Source organism: Anaerolineae bacterium (genome assembly GCA_013178165.1).
Classification (GTDB): Bacteria; Chloroflexota; Anaerolineae; order Aggregatilineales; family Ch27; genus Ch27.
Window position 1 is genome coordinate 396,271 of sequence record JABLXG010000004.1, and the last position, 12,502, is coordinate 408,772.

Annotated in this window: 10 protein-coding genes; 6 read left to right on the forward strand and 4 right to left on the reverse strand. The window is 63.4% G+C overall.

The features are described 5' to 3' along the window. Position 1 precedes the first annotated feature (1 nt). Both HPY64_04760 and HPY64_04765 read right to left on the reverse strand, forming a co-directional pair. The gene (locus tag HPY64_04760) at positions 2-751 is read right to left on the reverse strand and encodes an SH3 domain-containing protein (protein ID NPV66439.1); all 750 of its coding nucleotides are present in this window, start codon (positions 749-751) and stop codon (positions 2-4) included. Further along, entirely contained in the window at positions 748-1,968 is a 1,221-nt protein-coding gene (locus tag HPY64_04765) for an SH3 domain-containing protein (protein NPV66440.1), read from the reverse strand. The genes HPY64_04760 and HPY64_04765 overlap by 4 nt, the downstream gene beginning before the upstream one ends. Positions 1,969-2,326: 358 nt before the next feature. Between HPY64_04765 and HPY64_04770 the strand changes: the two genes are divergently transcribed. Further along, the gene (locus tag HPY64_04770) at positions 2,327-3,244 is read left to right on the forward strand and encodes a DUF4388 domain-containing protein (protein ID NPV66441.1); all 918 of its coding nucleotides are present in this window, start codon (positions 2,327-2,329) and stop codon (positions 3,242-3,244) included. Between the two features lie 60 nt (positions 3,245-3,304). Here the strand turns inward: HPY64_04770 and HPY64_04775 are convergent, their stop codons facing one another. Beyond that, the gene (locus HPY64_04775; protein ID NPV66442.1) at positions 3,305-4,798 is read right to left on the reverse strand and encodes a serine/threonine protein kinase; all 1,494 of its coding nucleotides are present in this window, start codon (positions 4,796-4,798) and stop codon (positions 3,305-3,307) included. Between the two features lie 122 nt (positions 4,799-4,920). Continuing rightward, positions 4,921-6,327, reverse strand: coding sequence for a tRNA (N6-isopentenyl adenosine(37)-C2)-methylthiotransferase MiaB (gene miaB, locus HPY64_04780; GenBank protein ID NPV66443.1), 1,407 nt, complete (start codon positions 6,325-6,327; stop codon positions 4,921-4,923). 171 nt (positions 6,328-6,498) lie between these two features. Between miaB and mtnA the strand changes: the two genes are divergently transcribed. From mtnA to HPY64_04805, 5 genes are all read left to right on the forward strand, one after another. Further along, on the forward strand, positions 6,499-7,566 hold the full coding sequence (gene mtnA / locus HPY64_04785) for an S-methyl-5-thioribose-1-phosphate isomerase (protein ID NPV66444.1): 1,068 nt from the start codon (positions 6,499-6,501) through the stop codon (positions 7,564-7,566). Between the two features lie 30 nt (positions 7,567-7,596). Beyond that, positions 7,597-8,298: a class I SAM-dependent methyltransferase gene (locus tag HPY64_04790; GenBank protein ID NPV66445.1), complete on the forward strand. Its 702-nt coding sequence runs from the start codon at positions 7,597-7,599 to the stop codon at positions 8,296-8,298. Between the two features lie 109 nt (positions 8,299-8,407). After that, a complete protein-coding gene (secA, locus tag HPY64_04795) occupies positions 8,408-11,203 on the forward strand; it encodes a preprotein translocase subunit SecA (GenBank protein NPV66446.1) in 2,796 nt (931 codons plus the stop codon). Positions 11,204-11,319: 116 nt separating this feature from the next. Continuing rightward, positions 11,320-11,694 carry a hypothetical protein gene (locus tag HPY64_04800; protein NPV66447.1) on the forward strand — a complete coding sequence of 125 codons (375 nt, stop codon included), beginning with the start codon at positions 11,320-11,322 and terminating at the stop codon, positions 11,692-11,694. After that, entirely contained in the window at positions 11,691-12,491 is an 801-nt protein-coding gene (locus HPY64_04805) for an ATPase (protein NPV66448.1), read from the forward strand. The genes HPY64_04800 and HPY64_04805 overlap by 4 nt, the downstream gene beginning before the upstream one ends. The last annotated feature ends 11 nt before the right edge of the window (positions 12,492-12,502 follow it).

The window sequence follows — 12,502 nt, forward strand, 5'->3', positions numbered from 1 at the left end:
CTCAGTCGACGATCGGCGCTGCCGCGCAACTGGTCAGAGCTGTGCTATAGGCTGGATCAGCCGAGACCCAGGCAACCTGGCCGCCCCGATTGATACGGTACCAGGTGCGGGCGGCATTCTGACCGGTGACGGCCAGCACCTCGCCCAGTTCCAACAGACCGAGAACCGTGTAGGTGGTGCCCGGCCCACTGCGGTAGCGCAGGTTACCGATGTTGACGCGCACCTGGCAGGCTGTCCCCGCTTCCGCCGGGGCCGCTGCTGGTTGTACGCCGAAGGGGACAGGCGTGGCCAGCACATCAGCGCGGCGCTGCCGGATGATCAGTGTCAGGGGAACTGGCTCGCTGGCGACGTCGCGCCGGTAGGCGATCACTTCCAGATCATGCTGTCCGGCGCGTGTGGGTGTCCAGGAGAGGATGGCGTCCATGATCGGCTGGCCGTTGCGCTCCGGTGAGGGCACGCTGCTGAGCATGGCCGTGGCCGAGCGCAATTCCAGCCGGGTGATCCCGACGCTGTCGGTGGCGTTGACGCGCACGGTCACCTCGTTGCGGACGACGAATTCGCTGCCGCTGGGCGGCCACAGCACCACAACCTGCGGGCGGCCTTGCGGAACAGCGGTCGGGGGGTGGGCAGGTGTTCCGGCAGGGCCGCCACCGACCAGATTGCAGGCCAGCCCGGCCAGCAGGATCAGCGACGCCAGTATGATCCCCACCCGCCGGTCACAGCGACGGTTGCCTGGGGCGGCGCAGGTCATGGTCCCACCGGCGTCAGGGCCAGCCCGCCGCCCGGCAGGGTGATCAACAGGCCGGGCAGCGTGGTGACGACCACGTTTAATGTGCGGATGTTGTTGCCTTCGTCGGATTCTGCCACCTGCGCGCCGCTGTCCACAAAGGCCTCCAGACGGTAGGTGTTAGAGGCGGTGAACAGCACATCCACGCCCAGGTCGGCGTACTGCGCCGGGGCCAGGTTGACAACAATCGGCAACTGGATGACCGAGCCATCTGGCTGGCGGAAGCTGGTGGTGAACTGCCCGCTGCTGCCTGTGCCCTGGTTATAGACGCGGACGGTATAACGCGCTCCGACAGTGCCTGTGGCATTCAACTGGAGCACCTCCGGGCCGGTAATGGTGCTCACGACCAGGTCGGGGATGCTGGGCGTGGGCGAGGAGGTCGGTGTGGGTGAGCCGGGAATCGGGCTGGGCGTGAAGGTTGCCGTGGGTGTGGCGGTAGCCGGGCGTGGGGTGGGGCTGGGCGGCGGCACAGCCACCGGAATCAGGCTACAATCGCCCGATTCGCTGGTGTAGGTGGCGCTCAGCCAGCCGATTTCCAGGCCGCTGCGTACCTGCCACCAGCTATTGTCCCCCAACCGGCCAATGATATCCACCAGTGTGCCAGCTTCCAGCACACGCAGGATGGGGTAGTTGGTGCCAGGGCCGGTACGGAAGTTCAGGCCGGAGACTTCCACACGGGCGCGGCAGGTGCGATCCTCAGGCGGAGGCAGGGTGACACCGCTCGGCGGCGGCAGCGTGGCGGTGATCTGGGCCGCGTTCTGCCGCACGAGCAACGTGATCCGCGCCGGTGCGCTGGCGATCAGACCGCGGTAAGCGATGACCTCCAGATTCGCCACCCCGGCTTCGTTCGGAATCCAGGACTGAATGACGGAGAACAACCGCTCGCCGTTGCTCGACTGGGCGCTGACCGTATTGACGATGAAGCTGTTGACACGCAACTCAACGCGGGTGACTCCGATGCTATCCTGGGCGGTTGATTGCACCAGCACTTCCTGGCCGATCACCACTTCGCTGCCATTCGGTGGGCTGTTGATCACCACATTGGGCACGCTGAGGGGCGAGGTTGGCGTGACCACGCCTCCTGCGCCTGGCAGCAGAGCCGTCAGGTTGCAGCCCAGCGCCCCGAATGCCAGCGCCGCGAGTATCATCAGCATACGCCGCCACCGCTGCAGTTGGTTCACGGAATGCTCCTCATTCGCTGCCTGATCAGCTATCCTCGGCGATGAAGCTGCCGGGAGAGCGGTTGATGTTTGCTGGTCTGATTCTATCATGGCGCAGCGGCGCGGGGCGAGTCTTCCGGGCGCGGGCTTGACCTGTGTGCTAATATAGAAGTAGCGTGGTGGCACAGGCAAGGCTGATCTTTACTCTTTTCTTTCTGCACCACGGCGGTTTTTGTGTATAGTACGGTTAGAAGTTTGCAGGGGGCAACGGCTTTGCACATTATTGGCCAGCCGGCGCTCCAGGCGCCCGCCATTATGGCGGGTAAACGCTATTCATCAATCTTATGCGAAGACGATGTGATTATCGGAGGTGGCTCGCGTGACACTCCAGGGCAATCTTAAAGACTTCAGCACCAGCCAGATCCTCAACCTGATTAACCTGGCCCAGAAATCCGGCACGTTGACCATTTTTGCCAATGTGCCGGATAATCCTGAAGAGCTTGGCCAGCCGACCTCGGTCACCACCAGTACCTCACTCAAACGGGCGCGGATAGTCTTCCAGCAGGGGAAGCCCGTGCTCAGCATGGTGGAGGTGCGCGATCTGGTGGCCCTGCTGCGGCGGACGGGCAAGCTCAGTCCCATGCAGGCGCACTGGATTCAAAACCGGCTCAAGGACGTGAACGAGAAGGCCCAGGCCCTGCTGCTGATCGAGGGCGATTTTGTGACCAAAGCGGACATCGTGGAAGCCTTCACCGAGCAACTCAAAGAAGACATCCATACTGTGCTGATGTGGACGGATGGCTCCTTCCTGTTTGAGGAGCAGACACCTGCGCTGGACGATCACATCACCGTCTCGGTCGATCTGGGCGATGTGCTGGTGGAACACGGCTCGCATGTTCGGGAAGTGCTGCGCATGACCCAGGAATTGCCCAACCTGAGTGCGACGCTGCGCTTTACGCCGGATGTCGACGAGCGGCTGCAGCACACCCGGCTTAGCGCGCGAGCCTGGCGCGTGATCTCGTCAATCAAGCCGGGAGTCAGCATCCGCCAGATCGCCCGGCAGAACCAGATGGACGCAATGGAAGTCCGCCGGGTGGTGATCAGTCTGCTGCAGGCCGGGGTGGTAGAGCTGGGCGATCCGGTCAAGGGAGAGGAAGTAGAAGTGCCGCCCCCCGGCGATTTTGCCCTGGAAAGCACTGATCCCTCGATCTTCGACACGCTGATCGAAGGCATCCAGAGCGCCGCTGAACGGCTGATCGATACCGATTCGCTGCAGGATGATGGCCAGTCTGCCTGAGCGCAACAGCGGGAGTTGTGGCCGGATAGCCGGGAACCAGCCCGGCTGTTTTTGATCCGCTCACGGATCAGGCGGGCTGACCATCGCCAAGCGAAAATACCCAGTTACCGGGGGAGCGCCCACTACCGCCGTCGCGATGCCCTGCGCTAACAGCAGCGAGTCTGGTATGAGGCTGACCAGTCGCCCGGCGTTGATCGTCCGGATAGTCAGGACAAAGACGATCAGGGCGATAATCGCGGCCAGGGCCAGTAACCAGATCACCAGGGCAACCCGGTTGAGGGTTGTGGCGGGTCGGCGCCGGGGACGGGGTGGCGTGTTGCCGAGGACCTGACGCGCTGCCTGCTTGCGGGGTGGTGCTGCGGCGGCGGGCGTTACAGCGGGTGCACCAGCGGGTGTAGCAGGCCGGGCATGGCTGTCAGCGGGCTGACGCGCCGGGGCGGCCTGCGGCGACGCAGCCATCGCCCGCGACCATTCCGGCAGGGAAGGGGGTTCCGCCTGACCCGGCACGGCGGCCAGCGAGTCTTCCGGCAGGGGAGGGACATCGGCGGCCATGGTCACACCGCCGGGTGCGGCCAGCGGTACCGCCTGAGCCATGGATGCGGCAGGGGCAGCGACGGCGTCGGCAGGAGGAGTCGGTTGCAGGGCCAGGGCGCTGGCCGGCAGGGAAAAGGTGAAGAAACCTGTCGGTTCGCCGAGGCTCGCGCCTGCGGCAGTGCGAAAGGTTGTGGCAAAATCCCCGATTGCCGGGTACCGCTCCGCCGGGAGCTTGGCCAGTGCCCGCTCCACGGCTGGCGAGAGCGCCTCCGGCAGGTCGGAGCGCAGGGTATGTATTGACGGCGGTGGTTCGTTGAGATGCTTGTGCATCAGGATGTGGGCGGTGGTGGCTTCAAAGGGCAGGTGGCCGGTCAGGGTGTTGAAGATCAGGATGCCCAGCGCATACTGATCGACGGCCGGGGTCAGCGGCTCGTCGCGCCATTGCTCGGGGGCCATATAATTGGGCGTGCCGATGGTCGTCCCGGCGGCGGTCAGGCTGAGGTCGGCATTCATGATCCGGGCGATGCCGAAGTCCACCAGGTGCGGCGTGCCCTGGTGATCAAAGACGACGTTGCTCGGCTTGATGTCGCGGTGGATGATCCCACGCCCGTGAGCGTAAGCCAGCGCGTCCGCCAGGGCGTCCAGCAGATCGGCAACTTCACCGACGGAAGGCAGCGGGTGGCCGCCCTCCTGGCTGTAGCGCAGACGCTGGGCCAGCGAACCGCCCGTGAGCAGCCGCATGACCACATACAGCAGGCCATCCTGAGTGCCGTAGTCGTAGATAGGGACGATGTGGGGGTGTTCCAGCGCGGCGGCGGTGCGGGCTTCCAGGGCGAAGCGCTGCTGGTAGTCGGAATCGGTGGCCAGTTGGGTGGCCAGGACCTTGATGGCGACCTCGCGGGCCAGGGCGGGCTGGTAAGCGCGGTAGACGGCGCTCATGCCGCCCAGGCCGATCAGCTCCTCAAGGATGTATTGGCCGAGCCGTCGGCTGGCCAGCCGGCGGATATCGACAGCGGTCATCGCGGTGCCCTCCAGCGTGCCGGTCATAGATATGGATCGGCGGCGGTGATGCGCCCATTATAGCCCAAAAAGCAACGGCGGCCGGGTGTAGGCCGCCGCGATGATCGCCGGGCAGGGGGCAATCAGCGAGTGATCGCCAGCGCGATCGTGTCCCCTGACGTGGCAGCAGGTACATCGTTTAGCAGGCGGCCCTGCATGCTCCAGGGGCCGGTCCAGGTGATCTGGACGTCTTCCACCCGACCATGCAGGTCACGGTCGCTTTCCACAAAGACGAGCTTGTTCTGCGGGGTGCGACCACGCCACTTGTCGCGGTGGCGATCTTCAAAGAGCACGGGCACGGTTGCGCCCAGGCTGCGGGCGTTGATCTCGGCCACGATCTGGCTCTGCAGATCATCCAGGGCCTTGCGGCGGCGTTCCTTTTCCTCCGGCGGCACATCATCGACCATACGGCGGGCGCTGACTGTACCGGGGCGCGGGCTGTACTTGGCGATGTGAGCCTTGTCCAGCCGTAACTCAGCCAGCAAGTCATAGGTGCGCTGGAACTGCGTCTCGGTTTCGCCGGGGAAGCCGACGATGATGTCGGTGTGGATGGCTACGCCGGGGATGCGCTCGCGGATGCGGGCGATCAGGCGGCGGTAGTCCTCGGCGGTGTAGCCGCGTTTCATCCGGGCCAGTATCTCGTCATCGCCTGCCTGGTTGGGTACTTCGATATGCGGCATGACCCGCGGCAGCTCGGCCACCGTGTCCAGCAGGCGATCGGTCATCCAGTTGGGATGGCTGGTCAGGAAGCGGATGCGGGCTACGCCCTCTTCCTCAGCGACCTTATGGACGATGTGCAGAAGGTCGGAGAGGTCGGGGCCGTCGGAAATATCCTTGCCATAGCGGTCGACGATCTGGCCGAGCAGCGTGATCTCGCGCACGCCCTGACGGGCCAGACTGCGCACGTGGGCCACGATCTCGCCCACGGGGCGGCTACGCTCCACGCCGCGGCGGAAGGGGATGATACAGTATGTGCAGGCAAACGAACAGCCGTAGACAACCGGTACGTGGGCGCTGACCAGGCTGTTGCGCTCATGTAGGGGCAGCACCAGGTCGCCGCTGGCGATATCGTCCTCATCCTGCAGGGCATCGCGATGAGCACGGGCGACGGCGTCCGCTGCCAGCGCCTCGGCTTCAACGCCTCGATCGGCGAGGAAGGCAAGCAATGGGCGCGGGTCTGAAGGCGGCATGAAGACATCGACGAAAGGCAGCTTCTGGCGCAGCCGCAGAGGATCGCGCACGCCGACCAGGCAGCCCATCAAACCGATGATGCGCGAGGGATCGCGCTGTTTGAGGGCGTGTAGCTGGTACAGCCGCCCATAGGCTTTATCTTCCGCCGACTGGCGCACCACGCAGGTGTTGATCACCCAGATATCAGCCGCTTCCCAGTTTTCGGTGGCGTGGTGGCCATGCTTCTCCAGCTCGGAGGCCAGGAGCTGGGAGTCGGCAGTGTTCATTTGGCAGCCCAGTGTCCAGATGTAGTAGTGCATGGTGTGCCGCCTTAATCCCGTCCAAATATGAGTTAATCGGCCTTGTATTGTAACGACGGGGAGAGGGGGCGTCAATGGTGGTGCGGGTGCGTTACAATAGCGGCGATTTGTGTTTGACCAGCTGGCGCTCCGGTTGCGCCGGCGCCTGACAAGAGGAAAGGAACCCTGACGATGACTGAAGAAACCCGCACCGTGTTCTGGCAGGATGGCTGTGTCTGCCTGATCGACCAGCGCCGCATTCCTTTTGAGTTTGAGGTGGCGCGCTATGACACGGTTGAGGGCGTCGCCGACGCGATCCGGACGATGGTGGTGCGCGGGGCACCAGCGATCGGCGCTGCCGCTGCCTTTGGGCTGGCGGTCGCTGCCCGCCAGAGCCGGGCCGGGACGGTCGAAGGGTTACTGGTCGATTTGCGCTCAGCGCGGGAGGTGCTGGCCCGTTCCCGCCCAACGGCGGTTAACTTGTTCTGGGCACTGGATCGGATGATGCGCCTGGCTGAAGGCAACGCCTGGGAATCAGCAGGGGCGCTGCGGGCGGCCCTGCTGGCAGAGGCCCAGCGCATAGCCGACGAAGACATCGCCATCAACCGGCGTATCGGCCAGCACGGGGCGGAACTGGTCCCGGATGGAGCGACGATCATCCATCACTGCAACACCGGCAGCCTGGCCACCGTTGGCTGGGGCACGGCGCTGGGCATCATCCGCACGGCGGCGCTCCTTCAGGGCAAGCGGGTGCATGTGCTGGTGGACGAGACGCGACCCCGGCTGCAGGGCGCGCGCCTGACGGCCTGGGAGCTGTTGCAGGCGGGCATCCCGCACACAATCATCGCCGATGGCGCATCCGGCCATTACATGCGACGGCACGGCGTAGACCTGTGCCTGGTCGGCGCGGATCGCATCGCCGCTAACGGCGATACAGCCAACAAGATCGGGACGTATAACCTGGCGGTGGTGGCCCGGGAGAACGGCGTGCCATTCTACGTAGTGGCGCCATACTCGACGATTGACATGACCATCCTGCACGGTGACCTGATCGAGATCGAGGAGCGCGACGCGGATGAGATCAAGGTCATCCAGGGGCAGCCGATCGCGCCCGCTGGATCGCCCGCCGGCAACCCGGCCTTTGATGTGACGCCGAACCACTACATCACGGGGATCGTGACGGAATACGGCGTAATCCGCCCGCCGTTCAGCGTTAACCTGGCCCGGTTGGCCGCCGAGATCACAGGCAAGACCGGGTAGATGAGGCTGTTGCCTGAAAGAGGGGAAACGATGTTCAGCCAGTCGGTCCGTTACTATGACACGATCTACGGCTTCAAGGATTATGCCGGGGAGGCGGCTCGCCTCCATACGTTGCTGCAGAGGGCGGGTTGCCCTGATGGGGCAGCGCTGCTGGATGTCGCCTGTGGCACGGGCAAGCATGACGAGTACCTGAAGGCGTACTATCGCCTGGAGGGACTCGACATCAGCCCGGAGATGGTCGCCATCGCCCGTCAGCGCAACCCCGATGCAACCTACTACGTCGCCGATATGCTGGACTTCGCTCTGCCGGGGCGCTACAGCGCGATTGTCTGCCTGTTCAGTTCAATCGGCTATCTGCGTACAGTCGAGCAGATGTATGCCGCTGTGCGGAACATGGCCCACCGTCTGGAACCGGGCGGTGTGCTGATCATTGAGCCGTGGCTGGCTCCGGAGGTTTACCGGGCAGGTACACTGGGCGCCCACTTTGTTGATCAACCCGACCTCAAAATCGCCCGCTTCTCATTCAACGGCCTGGAAGGCCGCTGCTCGGTGATCGACATGTATCACATGGTGGCGACACTGGAAGGCGTCCAGACATTCGTGGAGCGTCATGAGTTGATGCTGTTCACCCATGAAGAGTACCTGGGGGCCTTCCGGGCGGCAGGCCTGGCGGTGACATTCGACGAGCAGGGCTTGACCGGGCGCGGGCTGTATACGGGCATCCGGGCCTGACATCCTTTCCAACGTGGTTCTTGCATCCGGGCGTAGAAGCGGTGTGCTATAATCCTCGCCAGGGAATGGTATTTTTCTCTGGTAACGGTTGGGCTGGGTAAAAGAAACCATGCTAAACAAACTGGCCAAGTCGATCTTTGGCGATCCTAACGAGCGGGAACTAAACCGGCACCGCGAGGTGGTGGCGCAGATCAATGCGCTGGAGCCGCAGATGCGGGCGCTCAGCGATGCCGAACTGCGGGCCAAGACGGATAGCTTTCGGGCGCGGCTGGCCGCCGGGGAAACGCTCGATGATCTGCTGCCGGAAGCGTATGCCGTTGTGCGGGAAGCTTCAGTGCGCACAACCGGCCTGCGCCACTTTGACGTGCAGCTTATCGGCGGCATTGTGCTTCACCAGGGCAAGATCGCCGAGATGAAGACGGGCGAAGGCAAGACGCTTGTGGCTACCCTGCCGCTGTACCTCAACGCGCTGGAGGGCAAGGGCTGCCACCTGGTGACGCCCAACGACTACCTGAGCAAATTCGGTTTACAGCAAATGGGGCCGATCTACCACTTCCTGGGTCTTACCGCCGCCGTGATCCAGAATGCCGCCGCTGACCCGTCGCGTGGCTCATTCGTCTACGACCCTACTTACGTCTCCGATGACGATCACTACCAGCATCTGCGCCCCGTCAGCCGTCGCGAGGCTTACCTGGCCGACATCACCTACGGCACCAACAACGAATTCGGCTTCGACTACCTGCGCGACAATATGGTGCTCAGCCTGGACCAGATGGTGCAGCGCGAGCTGCATTACGCCATCGTCGATGAGATCGACAACATCCTGATCGACGAGGCACGTACGCCGCTGATCATCTCCGGCACGGCGGAAAAGCCCTCCGACTACTACCGCGTTTTCACCGAAATCTGCAAGAAGCTGCGTCCTAGCAGCCCGGAAAGCGTCGAGGCGGAAGAGCCGGATGGCGACTACATCATCGACATCAAAGATCGCATCGTCTACCTGACGGAGGCCGGGGTCGAGAAGGTCGAGCGCGCCCTGAAGATCGATCAACTCTACCATCCCGACAACGCCGACATGATCCCCTACCTGGACAACGCGCTGCGGGCAGTGACGCTCTTTAAGCGCGATGTCGATTACGTGGTGCAACAGGGACAGGTGATCATTGTTGATGCGTTTACCGGGCGGCTGATGCATGGCCGGCGCTTCTCCGAAGGGTTGCACCAGGCTATTGAAGCCAAGGAAGGCGTGGAGGTCCAGCGAGAAAACTTGACGCTGGCGACGATCACCTTCCAGAACTACTTCCGCATGTACAAGAAGCTGGCCGGCATGACCGGTACGGCCCAGACCGAGGCGGAGGAGTTTGAGAAAATCTACAATCTGGAAGTGACGGTCATCCCCACCAACGAGCCGGTTATCCGCGTGGATCACGAAGACCTGGTCTTCATGACCGAGCGAGCCAAGTTCCGGGCGGTGGTGGAGCAGATTCGCCAGTTGCACGAACGGGGGCAGCCCGTGCTGGTCGGTACAGTGGCGATCGAGACCTCCGAACGGCTGTCTCGCGAATTGCAGCGCGTGGGCATCCCACACGAAGTACTGAACGCCAAGCAGCACTTCCGGGAGGCGGCGATCATCGCCCAGGCCGGGCGCTCTGGCGCGGTCACCATCGCCACCAACATGGCTGGCCGCGGTGTGGACATTCTGCTGGGCGGTAATCCGGAGGGTCTGGCCCGCGAGAAGTTGCGCAAGCAGGGAATCGATGTGACAACCGCTACGCCGGAGCAGTGGCAGGCAGCCCTGCAGGCTGCGCGGGCGGAGTGCGCCGCTGACCGCGAGAAAGTGCTGGCGGCGGGTGGGCTGTTTGTGCTGGGCACTGAGCGCCATGAGGCACGCCGGATCGATAACCAGTTACGCGGGCGTTCTGGCCGGCAGGGTGATCCCGGCGAGTCGCGCTTCTTCCTGTCGTTGGAAGATGATCTGATCAAGCGCTTCGGCGGTGAGCGAGTCAAAGGGCTGATGGAACGGCTTGACCTGCCGGAAGATGAGCCGATCGAGCACGCGATGATCACCAAGACCATCCAGCAGGCCCAGATCCGCGTGGAAGGCTACAACTTCGACATCCGCAAGCACATCCTCGAATATGACGATGTGGTCAACAAACAGCGCGAGGTCATCTATCGCCAGCGTCGTCAGGTGTTGGAGGCTGAGCGGCTGCGTGACCGGCTGCTGGAGATGGCCGATGAGCAAATTGCGGGGCTTTGCCGGCAATATCTGAACGCCGATTACGCTGACGAACGGGACCTGGAGGAACTCTACCGGCAGTGCCTGGCCCTGTTCCCCGTCCCCGCCCACATCACGCCGGAAGGCTGGTACAACCTCGACGACGAAGCTATCGAGGAGCAGCTGCGCGAGGGCGTGCGCGAAGCTTACGCCCAGAAGGAACAGGCGCTGGGGGCGGATATGGCCCTGGCGGAGCGCGCCGTTCTGCTTGACGCCATTGATACCTTCTGGCGTCGTCACCTGACCGACCTGGATATCCTGAGGGAAGGGATCGGCCTGATGGCGGTGGCTCAACGCGACCCGCTGGTCGAGTACAAGCGGCAGGCGTTTGAGATCTGGCAGTCGATGCAGGGCGAGATTCAGCGCCGGGCAGTGCAGAATATCTTCCGCGTGCAGCTTGTCCAGCCGCCACAACCAACCGTCCAGAACATTCGCGCCGGGCGCGGCGGGGAAGATGGCGGCGCGCCGCGGCCCATCCGGGCAACGGACAAAGAAAAGTTGGGGCGCAACGATCCATGCTGGTGCGGCAGCGGCCAGAAGTATAAGAAGTGCCACTATCAGGCGGATCAGGAAGAGCGCCGCGCACAACGGGGTGGGCCGGTGCGCAGCGGCAATCGGCGGCGGTGAGCGTCTGTCCGGCTGGGTGAGCAGTACGCCGGGCTGGAGATTTTGCCTGAGCGCGTCGGCAGGATTGTGCGGATAGAAAAACGGCGCGACGGATTGCGTGGAAAAGGAAGTGGAAGATGGCCGACCAGGACGATCAACCTTCGCGTCCGGCAGCGGATATCGATCCACACCTGCTGGCGTTTCTCCGAACCAGGGTGAATTCGTTCATCAAGTGGGACCTGGTGCGCTTCTTTCACGAGAACGTCAATACGGTTGATACCGCCGAGAACATCGCCCGCTATACCGGTCGTGATGTGTCCGCTATTGCCCCGGCGCTGCAGGAACTGGTGGAAGCAAACATCCTGAACAAACAGGATGTCTCCGGTATCACTGTCTATACGCTGACAAGCGACGAAGCAACACGCGCCCTCATTCAGCGCTTTATCCTGGCCTGCGAGGACCGGCAGTTCCGGGTGAAGGCGATGTATTACATGATTCGGGGGATGGCATGATCGAGCGCAAAGCGACCGGCATCGCCGGTCTGGACGCCATGCTGAACGGCGGCTTCCTCCCGGAGTCGGCGATTCTGGTGGAAGGTGCGCCGGGCACCGGCAAGACCACGCTTGGCCTGCAGTTCATCATCAACGGGATCACGGCCTGCAACGAGCCGGGGCTGGTCCTGACCTTTGAGGAATTTCCGCAGCAGTACTACCGGGACGCCGCAGGTTTTGGCTGGGACCTGCGTGCGCTGGAAGCGCAGGATAAGCTGCGGGTGATCATGACCAGCCCGGAAGTGACACTGGCCGATCTCAAGCGCACGGGTGGCCTGCTGGAACAACAGGCGCAGGCAATTGGCGCGCGGCGCATCCTGGTGGACAGCCTGTCTCATTTCGAACGCATCGCCCTCGACCAGCGCGGCGAACCCGATCGGCTGGCCTTCCGGGAGACTGTGTTTACCTTCATCAACGCGCTCAAGCGGCTGGGGCTGACGGCGATTTTGACCTGGGAGACTTCGACGCTGCTGGGTGGGCTGGCCGGCGAACCGGGGGGCAAGCCCGTGGCCTATCTGGTCGATGGCTACATCCTGCTGCGCTATGTCGAGATTGACAGTGTGATGCGCAAAGCGATGCTTGTGCTCAAGCTGCGCGGCTCTGACCACGCCAAAGACATCCGCCAGTATGAAATCACGCCGCACGGGCTGGTTGTGGAATCGCGGTTCGAGGGGCGGCAGGGGATCATGAGCGGCAATGCTGTGCCGAGCATGGCCCAGGCATTTGACCAGGCGTTTGGCCGCCCGCGACGGGACTGACCACCAGGGGG